The sequence below is a fragment of the Geodermatophilus telluris genome (assembly GCF_900102745.1).
Taxonomy (GTDB): domain Bacteria; phylum Actinomycetota; class Actinomycetes; order Mycobacteriales; family Geodermatophilaceae; genus Geodermatophilus; species Geodermatophilus telluris.
The window spans coordinates 165,930-188,625 of sequence record NZ_FMZF01000004.1 but is presented as its reverse complement, the minus strand read 5'-3'; the positions used below and the strand labels follow the sequence as shown (position 1 = coordinate 188,625).

Here is a 22,696-nt window from a genome sequence, read left to right as displayed (position 1 = left end):
GTGGCCCACGCCACGGTAGGGAGGTCCGGCGCGACCCCGGCAGGGAGGACTCCTCCCGCGCTGGGCCGCCGGGGTGGAGCAGGTCTCCGTGGCGCCGGGTCGGGAACGGGGGTGCCAGGGCGGCGTCCTCCCTGGCCGGTGGTGGACGGAACGGCGCCTCGTCTACGACCGCGCGGTCCGCGACGCTCGGACCGGTTCCCACTCCCGAGGAGGCGCACGTGTCCACCCCCTACTGGGTCGCCGGCCGGCCGGCCACCGGCACCGAGGTGCTCGAGGTCCGCTCGCCGCACGACGGCGCCCTCGCCGGCACGACCACGACCGCCACCGCCGAGGACGTCGAGGCCGCCGTCGCCGCCGCCGACGCGGTGCGCGCCGAGTTCGCCGCGACCCCGGCCCACGTGCGCGCCGCGGCCCTGGACTCCGTCTCCCGCCGGCTGGCCGAGCGCAGCGAGGAGGTCGCCGCGCTGATCACCGCCGAGTCGGGCAAGCCGCTGAAGTGGGCCCGCCTGGAGGTGGCCCGCGCGGTGTCGACCTTCCGCTGGGGCGCCGAGGAGGCGCGCCGCTGGTCGGGCAGCCTGCAGCGGCTGGACACCGACCCGGCCGCCAGCGGCCGGCTGGCCCTCGTGCGGCGGGTGCCGCGCGGCCCGGTGCTGGGCATCGCGCCGTTCAACTTCCCGCTCAACCTGGTCGCCCACAAGGTCGCCCCCGCGATCGCCGTGGGGACGCCGATCGTGCTCAAGCCCGCCCCCGCCACGCCGCTGACGGCGCTGTTGCTCGGCGAGCTCCTGGCCGAGACCGACCTGCCGGCCGGCGCGTGGTCGGTGCTGCCGGTGCCCAACGAGGTGGCCGCGCAGCTGGTGCAGGACCCGCGGCTGCCGGTCGTCTCCTTCACCGGCTCGGTGCCGGTGGGCTGGTCGATCCGGGAGTCCGCGCCGCGCAAGCACGTCACCCTCGAGCTGGGTGGCAACGCCGCGGCCGTCGTCGCCCCCGACCAGGACGAGGCGGGGCTGGACTGGGCGGCCTCGCGCATCGCCACCTTCGCGATGTACCAGGCCGGGCAGTCCTGCATCTCGGTGCAGCGGGTGTTCGCCCACCGCGCCGTCGCCCAGCAGCTCACCGACCGGGTCGTCGAGGCCGTCGGCAAGCTGGTCACCGGCGAGCCCACCGACGACGCCACCGACGTCGGCCCGCTGATCGACGAGGCCGCCGCCCGCCGGGTGGAGAGCTGGGTGGACGAGGCCGTGGCCGCCGGCGCCCGGCTGCTCACCGGCGGCACCCGCGACGGCGCCTCCTACGCGCCGACCGTGCTCACCGACGTCCCCGCCGACGCGAAGGTGTCCTGCGAGGAGGTGTTCGGGCCGGTCGTCGTCCTGGACACCGTCGACTCGGTGGACGAGGCGTTCGCGCGGGTCAACGACAGCCGCTTCGGGCTGCAGGCCGGGGTGTTCACCCGCGACCTGCAGGTGGCCTTCCGCGCCGCGCAGGTGCTCGAGGTCGGCGGCGTCGTCGTCGGCGACGTGCCGAGCTTCCGCGCCGACCAGATGCCCTACGGCGGGGTCAAGGACTCCGGCACCGGCCGCGAGGGCGTGCACGCGGCGATGGAGGACCTCACCGAGGAGCGCGTCCTCGTGCTCACCGGCATCGCCGTCTGACGCAGGACCGGGTCCGGCCCGGGGGCCGACGCCCCTGGTGGCCCTCCTGCGGGAGGGCCACCCTGGGGCGGTGGCCGCTCCCACCACCTTCGACGTCGAGCGCCTGCTGCGGCTGTGGTCCGACCCGTTGCCCGACGGGCCCGCCGCCGAGGACGCCTTCCGCACCGTCTACACCGACCCGGTCACCGTCAACGGCCGGGTGCTCACCGCCGCCGACCTGGTGGCCCGCGCCCGCGCCGTGCGGGGGACCTTCGAGCAGGTTCGCCGGGAGGTGGTCGCCGTCGTCGAGGACGGCGACCGGGTGGCCGTGGCCTTCCGGATGGGCGGCCGGCACGTCGGTCCCTACGAGAGCTCGGCCGGGCCGGTGCCGCCGACCGGCCGGGATCTCGAGCTGCGGGTGATCGACGTGCTGACCCTCACCGGGGGCCGGATCAGCGAGATCGTGATGGTCGCCGACGAGCTCGGCGCCCTCAGCGCGCTCGGCCTCGTGCAGCTGGTCCCCGCCACCACGCGCTGAGCGCCCCCTCCCGCGCGGGGAGGGGGCGCTCAGGTGGTGGGCGCCCGGGTCGGGCCGCTCAGTGCGGGTCCCGCTCGGCCGCCTCGGCCTCCACCTCGGCGAGCAGCTCGGACCCGGTGACCACCCGCTCGGCGAAGTGCCGGTGCATCCAGGCCAGGTGGTCGTGCCGGCTGCGCATGATCCGCAGCGTGTCCCAGTTGGGGAACACCTGCTGGAGCACGTGCACCTGCATCAGCCGCGGGTCGACCTCGTAGACGTGCTCGAAGGTCGTCTGCGCCACCTCGCTGGCGCGCAGCGGCGCCGGCGGGGTGTGCTGCTCGGCGAACCGGTACGGCGCGGTGGCCGCGGGGCCGGTGGGCTGGTCATCGGTTCTCATCGGTCGTGTCCCTCCCGTAGGCCCGGTCGAGCAGGTACTTGCCCGGGTTCATGACGTTGTGGGGGTCCAGCGCCCGCTTGACCTCGAGCATCACGTCGAAGCCCTTGCCGAGCTCCTGCGGCAGCAGGTCCACCTCGCCCTCCCGGCACGACCCGTGGCAGGCGCTCATCGAGCCGCCGTGCGCGATCGCCACCGCGGCGATGTCGCGCTTGGCCTGCACCCAGGCCGCCCAGGCGGCGTCGTCGAGGCGCTGCTCCCAGATGCCGACGTCGATCTCGGTGAGGTAGTCGACGCCGGTGCTGGCCGACGTGTAGGCGAACATGCCCCAGTCGTCGAAGACGTCGGTCTTGCGGCGCAGGTCGGCCAGGATCTCGTGCCAGGCGCGGCTGACCGCCGGCACGTTGGAGAAGTTGACCGCGGCGTCCTCGCAGTGCCAGGACATCGGGATGACCTGGCCGTCCTTGGTGCGGCCGTGCAGCGGGGTGGCGTAGCGGTCGTGCCGCGCGGCCCAGTCGCCCTCGGAGATCTCGTCGCCGAGGTAGCGGGCGCCGTGCTCCTTCGCGATGCGGAACAGCCGCTTCCCGCCGGCCCGGACCTCGTCCTCGTAGCCGTAGGCGACCGCGCAGACCAGGGCGCGGACGTCGGCCGGCTGCGGGATGTAGGCCTCGTCGTCGCGACGCAGGTAGGCGACCTTGTGCTCGTCGAAGAGCACCGCGCCGGCGAACGTGGCGATCCCCGCCCGGGCGAGCGCGCCGGTGCAGGCGTGGGCGGCCTCGTAGTCGTCGAACGCCCAGAACGGCGAGAGCTCGGCCTCCGGCTTGGGGAACAGCTTGAGCGTCGCCCTCGTCGCGATGCCGAGGGTGCCCTGGTGGCCCATGAACAGGTGCTTGAGCTGGTAGCCGCTGGAGCTCTTGCTGATCTTCTGGCCGATGCCGTCGCCGACGTGCAGCACGTCGCCGGTGGGCAGCACGTGGTCGAAGCTGAGCACCAGGTCGCGGGTGTGCCCGTACCGGGAGCCGATCAGCGACCAGCCGCTGGTGCCGATCCGCCCGCCGACCAGGGAGCAGGGGTAGGAGGCCGGGTCGTCCGGGTAGAACAGCCCGTGCTGGGCCAGCCGCTCGTTGAGCTTCAGCATGCTGATCCCGGTCCCGACCGTGACGGTCCGGTTGACGAGGTCCAGCTCGTGGATCTGGTTCATCCGCTTGACGTCGACGACGATGCCGCGGCGCATGGGCACGGCGCCGTCGGTCAGGCCGGTGCCGCCGTCGCGGGGGACGACGGGGACCCGTAGCTCGTTGGCGATCCGCACGACCGCCGCCACCTGCTCGGTCGACGTCGGCAGCACGACGACGTCGGGCACCCGCTCCGACCAGCGGTGCACGGGGAAGGGTGCCGGCACCCGGGCCCGGTTGTAGCGGTCGGTCTTGGCCAGCAGGAGCTGGTCGTCGGCGAGCACCCGGCGCAGCGCCGTCACCAGCGTGGCGAGCTCGGCGTCCCCCAGGGGCTCGCGGGTGAACGGCGCGGTGCCGAGCGTGGGTTCGGTGGTCGTCATGGTCAGTGCCCTCCGCACCCGCAGCCGCCGGAACCGTTCCCGCACCCGCCGCCGCAGCCGCCGCCACCGCAGCCGCCGCGCGAGCTGCCGTGGGCGCGCCGGGCCCGGCCCGGGACGCCGGTGCGCTCCTGGGCCAGCCGGCGGTCGCCGACGTCGCCGCGCGAGCCGCCGACGGTGATGCCGAGCGACTGGGCGAACAGCTCGTGCAGGTCGACGACGTCGATGTCCTCCGCGTCGCCGGCCTCCGACAGCGGCCGCTCCGACCACGGGCAGGCGCTGACGAGCGTGTCGACGTCGAGCTCGGCGGCCCGCTCCAGGCGCATCGCGCTGATCCTGGCGGTCAGCTCGGGCTTCTCGATGGGCAACCCGCCCCCGCCGCCGGAGCAGTAGGACCACTGGGTGACCCGGTCGACGTCCTCGAAGCGCAGGCCGGGGATGGCGCGCAGCAGCTCGCGCGGCTCCTGCCAGATGCCCTTGCGCTTGTTGAGCCGGCACGGGTCGTGGTACGTGATCGCCCGGTCCACCGGGACGCTCGGCGTCAGCCGGCCCTCGCGCAGCAGCTCGGCCAGGACCTCGATGACGAGGACGACCTCGATGTCGAACTCCTCGCCGAAGTACTTCGGGTAGTCCTCGGTGAAGCTGATGTAGTCGTGCGGGTCGAGCACCAGGACGCGCTTGGTGCCCGTGGCCCGCCAGTTGTCGAGGTTGTGCCGGGCGAAGCGCTCGGCCTGGTCGGCGTAGCCCATCTCGGCGGCCGGGCCGCCGCAGCACCACTGCTCGCCCATGAGGCCGAACTCGTAGCCGGCCATCTGCAGCACCTGCGCCACCGCGCGCGGCACCGAGGTGCGGTAGAAGGCGGCCTCGCAGTCGACGAAGAGGACCGTCTCGCCGCCGATCGGGATGTCGAGGCCCTCGGCCCAGTCGCGCACCTTCTCCTGGCTGACGGGGGTCTCGCCGAGGACGGGCTCGTGGGTGCGCAGGTCGGTGCGCTCGTTCCAGCTCTGCCAGTTGGGCTGGTGCACGCCGCTCTCGACGGCGAGCGACCGGACGGCCTTGACGACGTCGACGGTGCGCGTGCGGAAGCGGTAGAAGTCGCCGGTGAACAGCGTGTTGGGACAGCGCAGCTCGCAGGCGCCGCACTGGGTGCAGTTGACGTAGTCGGCGGCGACGTCCTCGATGCCGAGCTCACCGCGCTCCATCGCCACGACGTTGGCGTGGAAGGCCGTCGGGGTCCACGACTCGTTGCGCTCGACCTGGGTGACCGGGCAGACCTCGCGGCAGAACTTGTGGCCCGACGAGAAGCAGTTGTACGAGGTGTTGCGCCACTGCTCGACGAAGGCGGCGGTCTTCGGGTCGGCGACCGGCGGGGGGACCGGGCCGGCGAGCGTCTCCGGGTAGTCGGCGAGCTCCGGCGGGTTGGACGGGGCGCCGGGGGTGAACGGCTCGGAGAGGGCGTCGGCTCCCGGCGCCCGCCCGGGCTGGACCTGGGTCACGTGCGTGCTCCTCGTCACAGGTTGCGGGGGTCCGGGTCACGCTAGCCGGTAAAACCTATGGGATCAACGTTCATGTCGGCGACGCGCAGGTGCGAGACTCGGGGCCACCCCGGTCACAGGAGGCGACCGTGCAACTGCTCAGCGGTGACGCCCGCCGCGCCGTCTTCGCCCCCCTCGACGACGGCGCGCTGCGCAGCGAGGCGGTCGTCCGGCGGGTCGGCAGCGCCATCGCCCTGGGCCTGCTCTCCGACGGCGAGCAGCTGCCGTCGGAGAGCGACCTGGCCTCGATGCTCCGGGTCTCCACGGTGACCCTGCGGGAGGCGCTGGCCGAGCTGCGCAAGCTCGGCCTGGTCGAGACCCGCCGGGGTCGCGGCGGCGGCTCCTTCGCGCGGTCGCGGGAGGACGTGCTCGCCGAGCTCGCCGACGCGCGCCTGGCCGAGCTCGGGAGCACCGACCTGCGCGAGCTCGGTGACGTGCACAGCGCGGTCGCGGCGGCGGCGGCCCGGCTCGCGGCCTCCCGCGCCTCCCGCACGGAGATCGCCCGGCTGCGGGACATCGTCGACCGGCTGGCCTCGGCCGGGTCGGTGACCGGCCAGCGGCGCACCGACGGGCGCTGGTACATCGAGCTGGCCGCCTGCGCGCAGTCGGTCCGGCTGACCATGCAGGAGATGGACCTGCACCTGGAGCTGGGCCAGTTGCCGTGGCCGCCGGCGCACGCCCCGGGGCTGCTCGACGTCATGGTCGCCGGGCACCGGGCGGTGGTCGACGCGATCGATGACCGCGACCCGGCCCGCGCGCGGGCGCTCACGGAAGCGCACGTCGAGACCCGCACGCTGTGGGCCATCGAGCTGCGGCTCCAGCGGCTGGGCCTCGCCGCGGCCGACGTCCGCAGGGAGGTCTCGTGACCGGCGGGGCAGACGAGCTCGCCGGGGTCGCGGCCGCGGTGTCCGGGCTGGTCGAGCAGGTGTTCGTCACCGTCGCCGGGGTGCGCGGGGCGGTGCTGCGCTCGGTGGAGCGGGACGGGTTCCGGGCGGGGCGGTGGGTGCTGCCCGACGGCGTGCAGGAGCTGCTGCGCGAGCCCGGGCAGCTCGCCGTCGGCCTGGGGTTGGTGGTCGCACCCCGGCCCGAGCAGGGCCTGCGGCAGCGGCTCGAGTGGTGGCAGGTCGACCCGGGGAACGGGGAGCTCCACACGCTGGAGCCGGACCTGCGGCCGACGAGCCTGGGCTACTACGACTACACGACCACCGAGTGGTTCGACGTCCCGCGGCGCACCGGGCGGCGGCACGCCTTCGGCCCGCACGTCGACGTCCACGGCACCGGCCGCTACGTGCTGACGTTCACCGAGCCGGTGGCCGCCGGCAGCGGGTTCGTCGGGGTGGCCGGGGCCGACGTCCCGGTGCGGCGGTTCGAGACCCACCTGCTCCGGGCCCTCGGCGCGCTGCCGGGGCCGTTCCTGCTGCTCAACGAGGAGGACCGGGTGGTGCTCTCCACCGCGCCGCGCTTCCTCGTGGGCAGCCTGCTGCCCCCGGGCACCCGGCTCCCCGAGGCGGGGACCGGCATCCCCGGGGCGCCCTGGCGGCTGGTGCCCGTCCGCGACGAGCACCGTCTCGTCGGCTGACCCGTCCGGGTCCGGCGGCACGCCGCAACCCGATCGTGGCGCGGGGCGTCTTGTCCTGTGAACTCTGGCTCTATAGGTTTCCCGGCGACCTTGTGGCCTGGGGCACACCGACGCCCGTCGGGAGCTCCACCACCGAGCCGAGGAGACCCGGTGACACCACCCGGACCGCACGCCGGTACCGCCGACGACGCCCAGCTCGCCGCGCTGGGCTACACCGGCCAGTTCCACCGCAGCATGGGGCTGTGGGCCAACATGGCCCTCGGCTTCACGTACCTGTCCCCGCTCGTGGGCGTGTACTCGCTGTTCGCCTACAGCCTCTCCATCGGCGGCCCGCCCTCGATCTGGTGGATCGTGATCGTCGGCGTCGGGCAGTTCCTCGTCTCGCTGGTCTTCGGCGAGGTCGTGTCGCAGTACCCGCTGGCCGGCGGCATCTACCCGTGGACGCGGCGGCTGTGGAACCGGCGCTACGCGTGGATCGTCTCGTGGGTCTACATCTGGGCGATCATCGTGACCGTCACCGCGGTCGCGGAGTTCGGCGGCGGCTTCGTCGCGGCGCTCTTCGGGATCACGGCCACGCCGGGCGTGGCGCTGGCGACCGCGGTGGGGCTGCTGGTCCTCGCCTTCGTCATCAACTACAGCGGCACCCGCGCCCTGGCCCGCATCGCCAAGATCGGCCTGGCCGCCGAGCTGGTCGGCGTCATCGCGCTCGGCCTGTTCCTGCTGCTGTTCCGCCGCGAGCAGTCCTTCTCGGTCTTCTTCGACACCCTCGGCGCCGGCGGCGGGGACGGCTACCTCGGCACGTTCCTGGCCGCGTCGCTGTCCGGGCTGTTCCTCTTCTACGGCTTCGAGGCCTGCGGCGACGTCGCGGAGGAGGTCGCCGACCCGACCCGCCGGATCCCGCGGGCGATGATGCTGACCATCCTCGTCGGCGGCGTCTCGGGCCTGATGTCCTACGCCGGCTACGTCCTGGCCGCGCCCGACGCCCAGCTGCAGGCGATCATGGCGGGGGAGGACGTCGACCCCATCCCGGCGATCCTGGTGAGCGCGCTGGGCACCGCGGGTTCCAAGGTGTTCCTCGTCGTCGCCGTCACCGCGTTCGTCTCCTGCGTGCTCTCGCTGCAGGCCGCCGGCAGCCGGCTGCTCTACGCCTTCGCCCGCGACCGGATGCTCCCGGCCAGCGGCTGGCTCTCGCACGTGTCCGAGCGGCACGCCGTCCCGACCAACGCGCTGCTCGTCGTCTGCGTCGTCCCGGCGCTCATCTGCCTGTTCGTCTTCTGGCAGCCGGACTCCCTCGCCCGCGTCACCGCCTTCGCGGTGCTCGGCATCTACATCGCCTTCCAGGCGGTCGTGCTCGCCGCGCTGCGGCAGCGGCTGCGGGGCTGGCGCCCGGCGGGCCTGTGGAACCTCGGCTCCGCCGGCCTGGTGGTCAACGTCCTGGCCCTCGCCTACGGCGTCTTCGCCATCGTGCTGCTGCTCAAGCCGGCGCCGGGCACCGAGACCTTCCTCGACCGCTGGATCGTCGCCATCGGCCTGGCGATCGTGGCCGGCACCGGGCTGCTGTACCTGGTCCTCGCCCGGCCGGACCGGCACTCTGCGCACGTCCCCGAGGGCGATGCCCGCGAGGTGGCCGCACAGCTCCAGCAGATCCGGCGGGACGCCGGTGTCCCGGTGAGTGAGGAGATCCGATGAAGTTCAGCTACGCGATGCTGCCCGACTACTCCCTGGAGGAGTGCCTGCGGGCGATCAGGCTGGCCGACGAGCTCGGCTTCCACGCGGTCTACGCCGCCGACGAGACCTGGCACAAGGACCTGTGGCTGCTCTTCGCCGCCGCGGCCGCCCAGACCTCGCGGATCCGGATGGGACCGAGCGTGTCGCCGGTGACCCTGCGGGAGCCCACCCTCATCGCGCAGGCCGCGGCCACCCTCGACGAGCTCACCGGGGGGCGCGCGGAGGTCGTGCTGTCCAGCGGCAACTTCGGGCTGCTGGCCCAGTACAAGACCGACTGGACGACGACCAAGCCGCTGTCGCGGGTCGTCGAGGCGGTGCACGTCGTCCGGACCATGCTCGACGAGGGCGCGATCACCTACGACGGCGAGTTCTTCCGCTACGAGGGCCTGTTCACCTTCGCCCGACCGGTGCAGGAGCGGCTGCCGGTCAAGATGGGCGCGATGCGCGGCCCGAAGTCGTTCGAGGCCGCCGCGGAGCACTCCGACGGCTGCCACCACGCGCTCAGCTACAGCCGGGAGGCCTACGAGTACGCCGCCGAGCACCTGCGGATCGGCGCGGAGCGGGCCGGCAAGGACTGGACGACGCTGGACTTCGGGGCCTGGGTGGTCGTCGCGGTGGGCCGGGACTCCGCGGCCGCGAAGGACGCCGCGCGCAGCATGGTCGGCATCTACGCCTCGTCCATGCCGGCCGAGCAGCTCGAGCGGCACGGCGTCGACGCGGCGGAGCTGAAGCCGATCGTCGACGCCATCGCCGGCGGTGACCTCGCGCGGGGCATCGAGCTGACCAGCCCCGAGCTCACCGAGAAGCTGTCGTTCGCCGGCACGCCGGAGGAGGTGACGGCGAAGATCAAGGAGATCGAGCCGACCGGCGTCAACCACCTGATCGCCGCCATCACCGACGCCTCGATCGTCAAGACCTTCACCGGCCGCGAGCTGCCCGGCGTGGCCTCGGTGGAGGAGCAGCTGCAGCTGATCCACGACGAGGTGATGCCCGCCTTCTAGAAGGACCTCGGTGCCCCCCACGCCTCGCTCCGCTCGGTGCGGGCCCCTGCACCGAGCCGTGGAGGTCGGTCGCCGGGCCCGGTCCCCCGTCGGGGCCGGGCCCGGCTGCGCGCTCAGGTGGTGGGCGGGTGCAGGGCCAGCCAGAGCTCGGCCCGGACACCGGGGGAGTCCAGGTCGCGGCCCAGCAGCTCCTCGGCCCGGCGGATCCGCTTGCGCAGCGTGTGCCGGTGCACACCCAGCCGCGCCGCGGCCGGCTCCCACTGGCCGTGCGCGGCCAGCCAGACGCGCAGCGACTCGACCAGGTCGCCCGGACCGGCGCGGTCGGCGGCGGCCAGCGGCGCGAGCGCGGCCTCGGCGAAGGCGGTGGTGGCCGCCGGGTCGAGCAGCGCGGACAGCCCCCGGCCGGCCAGGTCGGCGAACGCGGTCACCGGCCGCCCGGCGGCGCGGCCGTGCCCGGCGGCCTGGCGGGCCTGCCGCACGCCGTCGGCCAGCCGCTGCCACGGCACCGGGCCGGCGGTGCCCAGGACGGTGCCGGGCACCCGGTCGGGGAGGTCGGCCAGCCGGCCGGCCAGCGCCCCGCCGGCGGGCACCAGCACGACCAGGGTGTCCTCGACCTCCGCCGACAGCACCGGCTCGCGGGTGGCGGCGGCCGCGTCGGCGGCGACGTCGACGGCGGCGGCGCGCTGCTCGGCGCTGCCCAGCACGGCCACCGCCGCGACCGGCTCGCCGGGCAGCCGCTCGCCCAGGGCCGCCACCACGGGCTCGGCCGCGGCGGTCTGCCCGGCCAGCAGCAGCTGCAGGATCGCCGCGCGCAGCGCCGCGGTGCCCGAGTCCAGCGCGCGGGACTGCTCCAGCCGCAGCGTGAGCAGCAGCGCGGCGGCGTTGACCACGTGCCGGTCACCGGCCGGGAACGGGCCGGGGCGGCCGACGGCGAGGAAGCCGCGCACCCGTGACCCGGTGCCCAGCGACTGCAGCAGCACCGTCTCCCCGGGCTGGGTCAGCGCGGCACCGGCCGGCGGGCGGGTGGTGCGCAGCCGGTCGACCGGGCCGGCCAGGGCCCCCGCCCGCGAGCGGGCCCCGGCCGGGGCGGCCTCCAGCGGCGTGCCGGCGGCGTCCAGCAGCAGCGCCCAGCCGCCGAGGTGGCGGGCCAGCCGGTCGACGACGGTGCCCGGGGCGCCCGGCCCGACCGCGGCGCGGGTGAGCTCCCGCTGCACCGTCGACGTGCGGGACACCGCGGCGTACTCCTCGGCGGCCAGCGCGGTGGAGACCGTCCGCGACAGCGCGATGAACGGCGTCTGCCGGGGCACCTCGAGCACCGCCAGCCCCGACTCGTCGGCGGCGGACACGAGCTCGTCGGGCACCCGCGCGTGGCTCAGCCCGGTGCCCAGGCCCAGGCCCACCACGCCGGCACCGGCCAGCCGCCGCACGTAGGCGGGGGCGTCGCCCGGCGTCAGCGCCAGGCCGGTGGTCAGCAGCAGCTCGCCGCCCTCGAGGAACGGCGTCGGGTCGGCCAGCTCGCTGACGTGCACCCAGGAGACGGCGCGGTCCACCGGCGCGCGGCGGGTGTGCAGCGCCAGCTCCAGCGACGCCGTCCCCAGCAGGGTCGCGACGGTGACCGGCACGGCGGGACCTCTCGACGAAGTGGACACCCGGACGCCTCCGGGGTGCCGGTCCGGACGGTACCGGGAGAGACGTGCCTCACCCACCCTGGAGGCCGAGGACGTCCCCCGTCGGGGGAGACCGACCCGCGAGGAGAGAGCCATGACCACCCTGCTTCCCGGCCCGGACACCGTCGCGCAGGAGCGGCGCCTCGTCACCGAGCTGCCCGGCCCCCGCTCGCGCGAGCTGGCCGCCCGCCGGTCGGCCGCGGTGACCTCCGCCGTGGGCAGCGTCCTGCCGGTCTACGTCGAGCGCGCCAGCGGTGGCGTGGTCGTCGACGTCGACGGCAACTCCTTCATCGACCTCGGCTCGGGTATCGCCGTCACCAACGTGGGCCACGCCGCCCCCGAGGTGGTCGCCGCCGTGCAGGCCCAGGTCGCGGCGTTCAGCCACACCTGCTTCATGGTCGGCCCGTACGAGGGCTACGTCGCCGTCGCCGAGGAGCTCGACCGGCTCACCCCCGGCGACCACGAGAAGCGCTCGGCGCTGTTCAACTCCGGGGCCGAGGCCGTGGAGAACGCGGTCAAGGTGGCCCGGGTGGCCACCGGCCGCTCCGCCGTCGTCGTGTTCGACCACGCCTACCACGGCCGCACCAACCTCACGATGGCGCTGACGGCGAAGAACATGCCGTACAAGAACGGCTTCGGCCCGTTCGCCGGCGAGGTCTACCGGGTGCCGATGTCCTACCCGTACCGCGACGCGCCCGGGATGACCGGCGAGCAGGCCGCCGCGCGGGCCTTCGACCTCATCGAGACGCAGATCGGCGCGCACAACGTGGCCGCCGTGCTCATCGAGCCGATCCAGGGTGAGGGCGGCTTCGTCGTCCCGGCCCCGGGCTTCCTGCCGGCGCTGAGCGAGTGGTGCCGCCGCTCGGGCGCGGTGTTCATCGCCGACGAGGTGCAGACCGGCTTCTGCCGCACCGGCGCCTGGTTCGCCGCCGAGCACGAGGGCGTCGTCCCCGACCTGGTCACCACCGCCAAGGGCATCGCCGGCGGCATGCCGCTGGCCGGCGTCACCGGCCGCGCCGAGCTCATGGACGCCGTGCACACCGGCGGCCTGGGCGGCACCTACGGCGGCAACCCGGTGGCCTGCGCCGCCGCGCTGGCCAGCATCCGCACCATGCGCGAGCTCGACCTCAACGCCGCCGCGCGCGACATCGAGGCCACCATGCTGCCGCGCCTGCACGCGCTGAAGGAGCGCACCGGCGTGGTCGGCGACGTGCGCGGCCGCGGCGCGATGCTGGCCGTCGAGCTGGTCAAGCCGGGCACCACCGAGCCCGACGCCGCGCTGACCAACGCGGTCTCCAAGGCCTGCCACGCCGAGGGCGTCATCACGCTGACCGCCGGCACGCACAGCAACGTGCTGCGCTTCCTGCCCCCGCTGGTCATCGGGCGCGACCTGCTCACCGAGGGCCTCGACGTCCTCGACGCCGCCTTCGACGCGCACGTCGGGAAGTGAGCGCCCCGGCCGCCGGCGCACGGCGCCGGCTGACCCTGCGACCGGAGGGCCCGGCCGGTGGCGGCCGGGTCGGCGGCCTGGTGACCTGGCCGGCCGACCGCCCGCTGCTGGCCGACGTCGTGCCGGTCCTCGACCGGCTCGGCGTGCGGGTGGCCGACGCCGTCGCGGTCCCCGGGGACGGCGACGCGCCGGCCACCCGGCTGGAGCTGCTGCTGCCGGCCGGGACGGCGCCCGACGCGGCGCTGCCCCGGCTGGAGCAGGCGCTGGCCGCCGCGTGGGCGGGGGAGACCGAGCTCGACGGGCTGTCCCGGCTGACCGTCGGCGCCGGCCTGCCGGTGCGCGACGTCGCCGTGCTGCGCGCCGCCTGCCGCTACCTGGCGCAGGTCGGGCTGGGCCTGTCCCGCGGCTACGTCGAGGAGACGGTGCTCGCCGCGCCGGAGTTCGCCCGGGCGCTGCTGGCGCACTTCGCCGCCCGGCACGACCCGGACGCCGCCGACCCCGCGGCCGCGGCCTCGGCGGCCGAGCACCTCGCCGAGCTGCTCACCCGCACGACCAGCCTCGACCAGGACCGCATCCTGCGCGGCCTGCGCGACGTGCTGGCCGCCGTGGTGCGCACCAACCGCTACCAGACCGACGCCGCCGGGGCGCCCCGGCCGGCGCTGGCGCTGAAGATCGCCTCGGCGCAGCTGGACCTGCTGCCCGCGCCGCGGCCGGAGGTGGAGACCTTCGTCTGCTCGCCGTCCGTCGAGGGCCTGCACCTGCGCGGCGCGAAGGTGGCCCGCGGCGGGCTGCGCTGGTCGGAGCGGCCGGAGGACTTCCGCACCGAGGTGCTCGGCCTGGTCAAGGCGCAGATGGTGAAGAACGCCGTCATCGTGCCGGCCGGGGCGAAGGGCGCCTTCGTCGTCCGGGAGGACCTGCGCGGCCTCGACCGCCCGGCGGTACAGCAGCGGGTGGCCGCCGCCTACCGCACGTTCGTCGGCGCGCTGCTCGACGTCACCGACGACCGCGACGGCGACACGGTCGTGCACCCGGCGCGCACCGTGGTGCACGACGGCGAGGACCCCTACCTGGTGGTGGCGGCCGACAAGGGGACGGCGACGTTCTCCGACCTGGCCAACGAGGTCGCCGAGAGCCGCGGCTTCTGGCTGGGCGACGCGTTCGCCTCGGGCGGCTCGAGCGGCTACGACCACAAGGCCATGGGCATCACCGCCCGCGGCGCCTGGGTGTCGGTGCGCCGGCACCTGCGCGAGCTCGGCGTCGACCCCGACGGCGAGCTGACCGCGGTCGGCGTCGGCGACATGTCCGGCGACGTCTTCGGCAACGGGATGCTGCTGTCCGACCGGCTGCGGCTGGTGGCCGCCTTCGACCACCGGCACGTGTTCCTCGACCCCGACCCGGACCCCGCGCGGTCGGCGGCCGAGCGGCGGCGGCTGTTCGCGCTGCCCGGCTCCTCGTGGGACGACTACGACCGGACGGCGCTGTCGGCCGGCGGGGGCGTGTACCGCCGCGACGCCAAGAGCGTGCCGCTGTCGCCGCAGGTGCGCGCCCGGCTCGGGGTGGACGCCGAGGAGCTCCCGCCCGCGGAGCTGGTGCGGGCGGTGCTGCGGGCGCCGGTGGACCTGCTGTGGAACGGCGGCATCGGCACCTACGTCCGCGCCGCCGACGAGACCGACGCGCAGGTGGGCGACCGGGCCAACGACGCGGTCCGGGTGACCGCCGAGGAGCTGCGCTGCCGCGTGGTGGGGGAGGGCGGCAACCTGGGCCTGACCCAGCGCGCCCGCACCGCCGCCGCTCGGGCCGGGGTCGCGCTCAACACCGACTTCATCGACAACTCCGCCGGGGTGGACACCTCCGACCGCGAGGTCAACCTCAAGATCGCGCTGTCCGGGGTGCCCCGCGCCGAGCGGGACGCGGTGCTGCGGGCGGTCGAGGACGAGGTGGCCGCCGCGGTGCTGGTCGACAACGCGCTGCAGGCCCGGGCGCTGTCGGTGTGCGCCGAGCAGGCGCCGTTCCTGCTCGACCGGCACGCCCAGCTCATCGGCGACCTCGAGCGGCACGGCCTCGACCGCGACCTGGAGGGGCTGCCGTCGGAGGCGGCCGTCGAGCGGCTGCGCCAGGCCGGTGCCGGGCTGACCCGGCCCGAGGCCGCGGTGCTGCTGGCGCACTCGAAGAACCTGGTGCGCCAGGAGCTGTTGGCCAGCGACCTGCCCGACGACCCGTCGGTGGCCGGCGTGCTGGCGGCCTACTTCCCGCGGGCGGTGCGCGAGCGCTGGCCCGACCGGGTGGCCGCCCACCCGCTGGCCCGCGAGATCACCGCCACCCAGCTGGCCAACGACCTGGTCAACCGGGTCGGCCCGGGCTTTCTGCTGCGGCTGGAGGAGCGCCACGGCGTCCCCACCGCGGTGGCCGCCCGCGCCTACACGGTGGCCACCCGGGTGCTCGACCTCGACCCGCTGTGGGCCCTGGTCGACGGCGTCGCGGGCAGCGAGGTGCCGCTGGCCGTGGAGCGGCTGGCGCTGCCGGAGCTGCAGGCGGCCACCGAGCGGGTGGCCGACCGGCTGCTGGCCGCCCACCGGGACCCGGCGGCGCTCACGGCCGCGGCACCGGCGCTGGCCGCCGTCGTCGCCGGACTGGAACGGGCCGGGTGGCTGGCCCGGCCGGGCGCGGCGGGGGAGCGGGCGCGGGCCCTGGCCGCGGAGCTCGCCGCGGCGGGCGCCGGCGCGGAGCTGGCCGAGCGGGTGGCGGTGCTGGGCTGCCAGGCCGACGTGGTCGACCTGGCCCGGGTGGGCGGCGCCGCCGACGCCGGGCGCGTGCTGGCCGCCGACGCCGAGGTGGAGCGGCTGCTCGGCCTGCCGCGGGTGCACGCCTGGACGCTGGAGCAGGCCGGCGACTCGCACTGGGTGGTGGCCGCCCGCGCCGCGCTGCGCGAGGAGGTCGACCGGATGCACTGGGCGCTGGTGGCCGCGGTGCTGCGCGACCCCGCCGTGCTCACCGGCAGGCACGGGGCGGCGCTGGCCCGCTTCACCGCCGTCCGCGACCGGGCCGGGTCCGCGCGCGACGACGTGCTGGGCCGGGCCTGCGTGGTGGTCGCGGAGCTGCGCCGGCTCGTCGAGGCGGTGGGCTGACCCCCTCCGAGGGAGGGCGCCGGGCCCCCGGGTGGTCGCTACCATCCGGGAGCCCGGGGCCGCCGGGTCGAGGCGACCGAGGCGGGAGGGCTCCCGGGTGACCATCCGTCGGCAGTTCGTGCTGGACGACGTCTCGCGGGCGATCATCGAGCAGCTGCAGGAGGACGGCCGCCGTCCCTACGCGCGCATCGCGACGGCCGTCGGGCTGTCGGAGGCCGCCGTCCGGCAGCGCGTGCAGCGGCTCCTCGACGCCGGCGTCATGCAGATCGTCGGCGTCACCGACCCGCTGCAGGTGGGCTTCTCCCGGCAGGCGATGGTCGGCGTGCGCACCAGCGGCGACGCCCGCACCGCCGCCGAGCGGATCGCCGCCTTCACCGAGGTCGACTACGTGGTCATCACCGCGGGGTCGGTGGACCTCTTCGTCGAGGTGGTCTGCGAGGACGACGACCAGCTGCTCGACGTCGTCGCCCGCATCCGCGGTGTGGAGGGCGTGGAGTCCACCGAGACCCACGTCTACCTGGGCCTGGCCAAGCAGACCTACGCGTGGGGCACCCGCGGCCCGCAGGGGCCCGCGCCCGCCGCTCCCGGCCTCTGAGCCGGAGGCCGGCCCTCCTCCCGCGGCAGGTCGTGCTCTGCCCACACCTGTGGGCAGAGCACGACCTGCCGCGGGGTGGTGGTCAGGCCCCGGCGCGGTTGAGCGCGAGCACCGACAGCAGCTCGTAGCCCACGTGGGCCGCGGCGATCCCGGTCAGCTCGGCGTGGTCGTAGGGCGGGGACACCTCGACGATGTCGGCGCCCACGACGTCGAGCCCGACCAGCCCGCGCAGCGTGTTGAGCAGCTCCCGGCTGGTCAGCCCGCCGGCCTCCGGCGTGCCGGTGCCCGGGGCGTGCGCGGGGTCGAGCACGTCGATGTCGACCGACACGTACACCGGCCCGCCGGCCAGCCGCCGCGTCATCCGCTCGACGATGCTGCGCACGCCGTCGACCTCGTAGTCGTCGGAGCGGATCACCTGGAAGCCGAGGACGGCGTCGTCCTCGAGGTCCTGCTTGCTGTACAGCGGGCCGCGGATGCCCATGTGCAGCGAGCGCTCCATGTCGATCAGCCCCTCCTCGCTGGCGCGGCGGAACGGCGTGCCGTGCGTGTAGGGGGCGCCGAAGTAGGTGTCCCAGGTGTCGAGGTGGGCGTCGAAGTGCAGCACGGCGACCGGCCCGTGGTCGCGGGCCAGCGACCGCAGGATCGGCAGCGCGATCGTGTGGTCGCCGCCGATGGTGAGCAGCTGGGCCCCGTCGGCGCGCAGCGCGGTCACCTCGCGGTCGATCGTCTCGATCGCCTCGCCGAGGTCGAAGGGGTTGACGCCGATGTCGCCGGCGTCGGCCACCTGCTGGGTGCCGAACGGCGTGGCGTCCAGCGCCGGGTTGTAGGGCCGCAGCAGCTTGGAGCCGGCGCGCACGTGACCCGGGCCGAAGCGGGCGCCGGGCCGGTAGCTCACGCCGGAGTCGAAGGGCACCCCGAGGACGGCGACGTCGGCGCGGGACACCTCCTCGAGCCGGGGCAGCCGGGCGAAGGTGGCGGGGCCGGCGTAGCGCGGCACGCGGGTGGCGTCGACGGGGCCGATCGGGGTCTGCTCGGGCACGGGTGCTCCTCCGGGACGGTGCGGTGACGGGCTCCCCCGTCCGGGTCGCCGGTCACTGTCAACTCGTGTTTCCCACTTGTCAACTCCCCGGCGCGGCGAACTAGGGTCGCGGGGGACCGGGGAGGTGGCGGTGGAGGCGGTGCAGGACCGGGCGGTGCCCGACGACGGCGTGCCGCGGATCGGGGCGCGGCTCAAGGCCGTCCGGCAGGCGCGCCGGCTGACCCTGACCGACGTGGCCGGGGCCAGCGGGTTGACCAAGGGGTTCCTCAGCAAGCTCGAGCGCGACCAGGCGAGCGCCTCGGTGGCCGCGCTGGTCCGCGTCTGCGCCGCGCTGGGCATCTCTCCCGGCAGCCTGTTCGAGGCCGCGCCGAGCGGGGAGGTCGTCCGGGCCGGCAGCTACCCGCCCATCTCCTTCGGCGGCCGGGGCCTGACCGAGTACCTGCTCACGCCCTCCGGCGAGCGCCGGGTGCAGGCGCTGCTGTCGGAGGTGGCGCCGGGCGGCGGCAGCGGCGCGGAGACCTACGCGCTGCCGGCCGAGGTGGAGTTCGTCTTCGTCCTGGAGGGCGACCTCGAGGTGACCGTGGCCGGCGAGGTCACCGCGCTCGGGCCCGGGGACGCGTTCACCTTCTCGCCCGGCGCCGAGCACGGCTTCCGCTCGCTGCGCACCGACGGGGTCACCCGGGTGCTCTGGGTGTTCGCGCCCGCGCTCTCCGAGGGGAGGGCGGCCGCGTCGCCGTCGTCCTAGGAAACCGTGGTTGACAACAGGGCAACCGATGGTGATGCTCCCCTGCGACCCACGCCACAGGAGTCCGCGGAGGACCCTGGGCGGAGACGCCGCACAGGCACGGAGGAGCGCACGTGGGAACCACCAGGTCCGAGCCGGGCACCGCCGCCCGGACGGGGCGCAGCCAGCTGCTGAGGCTCAAGCCGGTCGACGCCATCGTCGCCCAGCACGAGGAGACGGGCGGGCACGGGCTGCGCCGCTCCATGGGCCTGTGGCAGCTGACCGCGCTGAGCATCGGCGCCACGCTGGGCACCGGCATCTTCGTCATCCTCGGCGAGGCGGTCCCGCTGGCCGGCCCCGCCGTCGTCCTCGGCTTCGTGCTCGCCGCCGTGACCGCGCTGTTCTCGGCGCTGTCCTACGCCGAGCTCGCCGGCAGCATCCCGGTCTCGGGCTCCTCGTACTCCTACACCTACGCCACCATGGGCGAGCTGGTCGCCTGGGTCTGCGGCTGGTGCCTGATGCTCGAGTACGGCGTCTCGGTGGCCGCGGTCGCCGTCGGCTGGGGCGCCTACATCGACGACCTCGCCGCCAACACCGTCGGCGCGGTGCTGCCCGCCGCGCTGTCCGCGCCGCCCGGCGACGGCGGGGTGGTCAACGTCCCGGCGATCGTGGTCGTCCTCCTGGCGATGGTGCTGCTGCTGCGCGGCACCAGCGAGAGCGCCCGGGTCAACGCCGCCATGGTCGTGCTCAAGGTCGGCGTGCTGCTGTTCTTCTGCGTGGTCGCCTTCACCGCCTTCCGCGCCGGCAACCTCGCGCCGTTCCTGCCGATGGGCGTCGCCGGCGTGACCGCGGCGGCCTCGCAGGCCTTCTTCTCCTACATCGGCTTCGACGCCGCCTCCACCGCCGGCGACGAGGCCCGCGACGCCCGCCGCGACCTGCCGCGCGCCATCATGCTGTCGCTGCTGGTGGTCACCGTCGTCTACTGCCTGGTCGCGCTGGCCGCCGTCGGCGCCGTGCCGTGGCCGCAGATCAGCGGCTCGGAGGCGGCCCTGGCCGACGTGCTGTCCCTGGCCACCGGCCAGACCTGGACGGCGGTGCTGCTCTCGATCGGCGCCGTCATCGCGATCGCCAGCGTGGTGCTCACCGTGCTCTACGGGCAGACCCGCATCCTCTACGCGATGTCGCGCGACGGGCTGGTGCCCCCGGTCTTCTCGAAGGTGAGCGCCCGCCGGCGGATCCCGGTGGCCAACACCGTGATCGTCGGCGTGCTCATCGCGCTGCTGGCCGGGCTGATCCCGCTCGGCGAGCTGGCCAACGCCACCAGCATCGGCACGCTGTTCGCCTTCGCGCTGGTCAACGTGGGCGTCGTGCTGCTGCGCCGCACCCGCCCCGACCTGCCGCGCACCTTCCGCACGCCGCTCTACCCGATCACCCCGGTGCTCGGCGTGCTGTTCTGCGTCCTGCTGATGTTCGGCCTGGGCGCCTCGACCTGGGTCGTGTTCGTCGGCTGGATGCTGCTCGGCCTGGCCGTCTACTCCGGCTACGGGTACCGCCGCTCGGCCCTGCGCACGGGCGCGTGACCGTGCGGATCGCGCTGCTGCAGGGCCCGGCGCACACGCCCGACCCGGAGGCCGGGCTGGCGGCGGTCGCCGACGCCGCCCGTCGGGCCGCGGCGGCCGGCGCCCGGTTGCTGGTCACCCCGGAGATGTCGCTGACCGGCTACGCCATCGGCGCCGACCGGGTGGCCGAGCTGGCCGGGCCGGTGCCCGGTCCGCTCTCCGACCGGGTGGCCGCGATCGCCGCCGAGCACGGGCTGGCGATCGCCGTCGGGCTGCCGGTGCGCACCGCGGCCGGGGTGGCCAACACCGTCGCCGTCCTCGAGCGGGACGGCAGCCTGCTGGCCACCTACGCCAAGGCCCACCTCTACGGCGACGTCGACCGGGACGCGTTCGTGCCCGGCGACGTCGGCGTGGTGCAGTTCCGGCTCGACGACCTCACCGTCGGCCTGCTGGTCTGCTACGACGTCGAGTTCCCCGAGGCCGTGCGCGCCCACGCGCTGGCCGGCACCGAGCTGCTCGTCGTCCCCACCGGGCTGATGGACCCCTACGGCCACGTGGGCACGGTGCTGGTGCCGGCCCGGGCCTACGAGAGCCAGCTCTACGTCGCCTACGCCAACCGCACCGGCACCGAGGGCGCGTTCGTCTACTGCGGCGCCAGCTGCGTCGTCTCGCCCGAGGGCACCGAGCTCGCCCGCGCCGGCCGCGGCGAGGAGCTGCTGCTGGCCGACGTCGACCCCGCCGTCCTCGCCGCGTCCCGCGCGGTGAACACCCACCTCACCGACCGCCGTCCCGAGCTCTACCCCACGGAGACCCGCGCATGACCTCCGCCATCCCCGTCGCCACCCACGAGCCGGGCGAGGAGCGCCCGGCCCGGCCGCTGACGATGTTCGGCCCGGACTTCCCCTTCGCCTACGACGACTGGCTGGCCCACCCCGCCGGGCTGGGCGAGGTGCCCGAGAGCGAGCACGGCACCGAGGTCGCGGTCATCGGCGGGGGCCTGTCGGGCATCGTCACCGCCCACGAGCTGATGAAGCTGGGCCTGCGGCCGGTCGTGTACGAGGCCCACGAGATCGGCGGCCGGCTGCGCTCCACGCCGTTCGAGGGGCACCCCGGCGTGGTCGCCGAGATGGGCGCGATGCGCTTCCCGCCGTCGTCGACGTCCTTCTTCTCCTACGTGCGGCAGCTGGGCCTGCGCACGACGCGCTTCCCCAACCCGCTCGACGTGGCCACCCCGAGCACGGTGGTCGACCTCAAGGGCGAGACCCACTACGCGCAGACCCTCGACGACCTCCCGCCGCTCTACCGCGAGGTGGCCGACGCCTGGCACGACACGCTGGCGCACGGGGCGCGGCTGGCGGAGATGCAGACCGCCATCCGCGACCGCGACGTCAAGACGATCAAGGCGATCTGGGACGAGCTGGTCGAGCAGCTCGACGACACCACCTTCTACGGCTTCCTCGCCGCCTCGCCGGCCTTCCGCTCCTTCCGGCACCGCGAGGTGTTCGGCCAGGTCGGCTTCGGCACCGGCGGGTGGGACACCGACTACCCGAACTCGATGCTGGAGATCCTGCGGGTGGTCTACACCGCCGCCGACGACGACCACCTGTCGATCGTGGGCGGTTCCCAGCAGCTCCCGGTGGGGCTGTGGCGGCACGCGGTCGAGGAGCCGGTGCACTGGCCGGCCGGCACCAGCCTGGCCTCGCTGCACGCCGGCGGGCGCCCGCTGCCCGGCGTGACCCGGCTGCACCGCACGGCGCCCAACTGCCTCACCGTCACCGACTCCGCCGGCGGCATCCGCACCTTCCGGGCGGCGGTGTTCACCGCGCAGAGCTGGAACCTGCTCTCCCGGATCGCCTGCGACGAGAGCCTGTTCCCGATCGACCACTGGACGGCGATCGAGCGCACCCACTACATGGGCTCGACGAAGCTGTTCTGCCTGGTCGACCGGCCGTTCTGGAAGGACGTCGACCCGCGGACCGGCCGGCACCGGATGAGCATGACCCTGTCGGACCGGATGACCCGCGGCACGTACCTGCTCGACCAGGGCGAGGGGAAGCCCGGGCTGATCTGCCTGAGCTACACCTGGGCCGACGACTCGCTCAAGTGGCTGCCGCTGTCGGCCACCGAGCGGATGGAGGTCATGCTCGCCTCGCTGCGCGAGATCTACCCCGACGTCGACCTGCGCCGGCACGTCATCGCCTCGCCGGTGACGGTGTCGTGGGAGTCCGAGCGCGACTTCATGGGCGCGTTCAAGGCCAACCTGCCCGGCCACTACCGCTACCAGCGGCGGCTGTTCACCCACTTCAAGCAGGACGACCTGCCCGAGCAGTACCGCGGGCTGTTCCTCGCCGGCGACGACATCTCCTGGACCGCCGGCTGGGCCGAGGGCGCGGTGCAGACGGCGCTCAACGCGGTGTGGGGCGTGGTGCACCACCTCGGCGGGCGCAGCCACCCGGACAACCCGGGCCCCGGCGACCTGTTCGACGAGCTCGCCCCGGTGCGCCTGCCCGAGGACTGAGCCGCCAGCCGGCCGGGCGCACCTCTGCCGGCTCGTTCCGTCCCCTCCGGGTCGGACCGGGCCGGCAGAGCACGGAACCGGC

At 75.1% G+C, this 22,696-nt stretch carries 18 protein-coding genes; 13 read left to right on the top strand and 5 right to left on the bottom strand.

From position 1 onward, the window contains the following. The first annotated feature begins 218 nt into the window (after nt 1-218). Together BLQ97_RS14265 and BLQ97_RS14260 are read left to right on the top strand one after the other, a co-directional pair. Nucleotides 219-1,652, top strand: a complete 1,434-nt coding sequence (locus tag BLQ97_RS14265; protein WP_091366671.1) for an aldehyde dehydrogenase family protein — start codon at nt 219-221, stop codon at nt 1,650-1,652. A gap of 70 nt (nt 1,653-1,722) precedes the next feature. Beyond that, entirely contained in the window at nt 1,723-2,169 is a 447-nt protein-coding gene (locus BLQ97_RS14260; RefSeq protein WP_091366972.1) for an ester cyclase, read from the top strand. A 58-nt stretch (nt 2,170-2,227) separates the two neighbouring features. On the opposite strand, the gene BLQ97_RS14255 is transcribed toward BLQ97_RS14260, so the two are convergent. The 3 genes from BLQ97_RS14255 to BLQ97_RS14245 are packed head-to-tail and all read right to left on the bottom strand — an operon-like array spanning nt 2,228 to nt 5,590. Next, the gene (locus BLQ97_RS14255) at nt 2,228-2,545 is read right to left on the bottom strand and encodes a hypothetical protein (RefSeq protein ID WP_091366670.1); all 318 of its coding nucleotides are present in this window, start codon (nt 2,543-2,545) and stop codon (nt 2,228-2,230) included. Next, on the bottom strand, nt 2,532-4,097 hold the full coding sequence (locus tag BLQ97_RS14250) for an FAD-binding oxidoreductase (protein WP_091366669.1): 1,566 nt from the start codon (nt 4,095-4,097) through the stop codon (nt 2,532-2,534). The genes BLQ97_RS14255 and BLQ97_RS14250 overlap by 14 nt, the downstream gene beginning before the upstream one ends. A gap of 2 nt (nt 4,098-4,099) precedes the next feature. Then, nucleotides 4,100-5,590 carry a (Fe-S)-binding protein gene (locus BLQ97_RS14245; protein ID WP_139173655.1) on the bottom strand — a complete coding sequence of 497 codons (1,491 nt, stop codon included), beginning with the start codon at nt 5,588-5,590 and terminating at the stop codon, nt 4,100-4,102. 128 nt (nt 5,591-5,718) lie between these two features. On the opposite strand from BLQ97_RS14245, the gene BLQ97_RS14240 reads away from it, so the two are divergent. From BLQ97_RS14240 to BLQ97_RS14225, 4 genes are all read left to right on the top strand, one after another. Beyond that, nucleotides 5,719-6,495, top strand: a complete 777-nt coding sequence (locus BLQ97_RS14240; protein ID WP_091366668.1) for a FadR/GntR family transcriptional regulator — start codon at nt 5,719-5,721, stop codon at nt 6,493-6,495. After that, nucleotides 6,492-7,208: a PDC sensor domain-containing protein gene (locus BLQ97_RS14235; RefSeq protein ID WP_091366667.1), complete on the top strand. Its 717-nt coding sequence runs from the start codon at nt 6,492-6,494 to the stop codon at nt 7,206-7,208. Before BLQ97_RS14240 ends, BLQ97_RS14235 begins: the two co-directional genes overlap by 4 nt. Before the next feature lie 150 nt (nt 7,209-7,358). Next, the gene (locus BLQ97_RS14230) at nt 7,359-8,897 is read left to right on the top strand and encodes an APC family permease (RefSeq protein ID WP_217637200.1); all 1,539 of its coding nucleotides are present in this window, start codon (nt 7,359-7,361) and stop codon (nt 8,895-8,897) included. Then, nucleotides 8,894-9,937, top strand: a complete 1,044-nt coding sequence (locus BLQ97_RS14225) for an LLM class flavin-dependent oxidoreductase (protein ID WP_091366666.1) — start codon at nt 8,894-8,896, stop codon at nt 9,935-9,937. Before BLQ97_RS14230 ends, BLQ97_RS14225 begins: the two co-directional genes overlap by 4 nt. Before the next feature lie 113 nt (nt 9,938-10,050). Here the strand turns inward: BLQ97_RS14225 and BLQ97_RS14220 are convergent, their stop codons facing one another. Then, complete coding sequence (locus tag BLQ97_RS14220) at nt 10,051-11,559, bottom strand: helix-turn-helix domain-containing protein (RefSeq protein WP_091366665.1); 1,509 nt, start codon at nt 11,557-11,559, stop codon at nt 10,051-10,053. Nucleotides 11,560-11,698: 139 nt separating this feature from the next. Here BLQ97_RS14220 and gabT point away from each other — a divergent pair, with 139 nt between their 5' ends. From gabT to BLQ97_RS14205, 3 genes are all read left to right on the top strand, one after another. Then, nucleotides 11,699-13,054: a 4-aminobutyrate--2-oxoglutarate transaminase gene (gabT, locus tag BLQ97_RS14215; RefSeq protein WP_091366664.1), complete on the top strand. Its 1,356-nt coding sequence runs from the start codon at nt 11,699-11,701 to the stop codon at nt 13,052-13,054. Continuing rightward, nucleotides 13,051-16,179: an NAD-glutamate dehydrogenase domain-containing protein gene (locus tag BLQ97_RS14210; protein ID WP_091366663.1), complete on the top strand. Its 3,129-nt coding sequence runs from the start codon at nt 13,051-13,053 to the stop codon at nt 16,177-16,179. The genes gabT and BLQ97_RS14210 overlap by 4 nt, the downstream gene beginning before the upstream one ends. A gap of 97 nt (nt 16,180-16,276) precedes the next feature. Continuing rightward, on the top strand, nt 16,277-16,774 hold the full coding sequence (locus tag BLQ97_RS14205; protein WP_091366662.1) for an Lrp/AsnC family transcriptional regulator: 498 nt from the start codon (nt 16,277-16,279) through the stop codon (nt 16,772-16,774). Between the two features lie 82 nt (nt 16,775-16,856). On the opposite strand, the gene speB is transcribed toward BLQ97_RS14205, so the two are convergent. Then, nucleotides 16,857-17,813 (bottom strand): agmatinase, encoded by a 957-nt coding sequence (gene speB, locus BLQ97_RS14200; RefSeq protein ID WP_091366661.1) that lies wholly within the window; start codon nt 17,811-17,813, stop codon nt 16,857-16,859. A 130-nt stretch (nt 17,814-17,943) separates the two neighbouring features. Between speB and BLQ97_RS14195 the strand changes: the two genes are divergently transcribed. From BLQ97_RS14195 to BLQ97_RS14180, 4 genes are all read left to right on the top strand, one after another. Next, on the top strand, nt 17,944-18,558 hold the full coding sequence (locus BLQ97_RS14195; RefSeq protein ID WP_091366970.1) for a helix-turn-helix domain-containing protein: 615 nt from the start codon (nt 17,944-17,946) through the stop codon (nt 18,556-18,558). A gap of 113 nt (nt 18,559-18,671) precedes the next feature. Continuing rightward, nucleotides 18,672-20,117: an amino acid permease gene (locus BLQ97_RS14190; RefSeq protein WP_217637199.1), complete on the top strand. Its 1,446-nt coding sequence runs from the start codon at nt 18,672-18,674 to the stop codon at nt 20,115-20,117. Next, nucleotides 20,114-20,917: a carbon-nitrogen hydrolase family protein gene (locus tag BLQ97_RS14185; protein ID WP_245692179.1), complete on the top strand. Its 804-nt coding sequence runs from the start codon at nt 20,114-20,116 to the stop codon at nt 20,915-20,917. The genes BLQ97_RS14190 and BLQ97_RS14185 overlap by 4 nt, the downstream gene beginning before the upstream one ends. Further along, a complete protein-coding gene (locus tag BLQ97_RS14180) occupies nt 20,914-22,614 on the top strand; it encodes a flavin monoamine oxidase family protein (RefSeq protein ID WP_091366660.1) in 1,701 nt (566 codons plus the stop codon). Before BLQ97_RS14185 ends, BLQ97_RS14180 begins: the two co-directional genes overlap by 4 nt. The last annotated feature ends 82 nt before the right edge of the window (nt 22,615-22,696 follow it).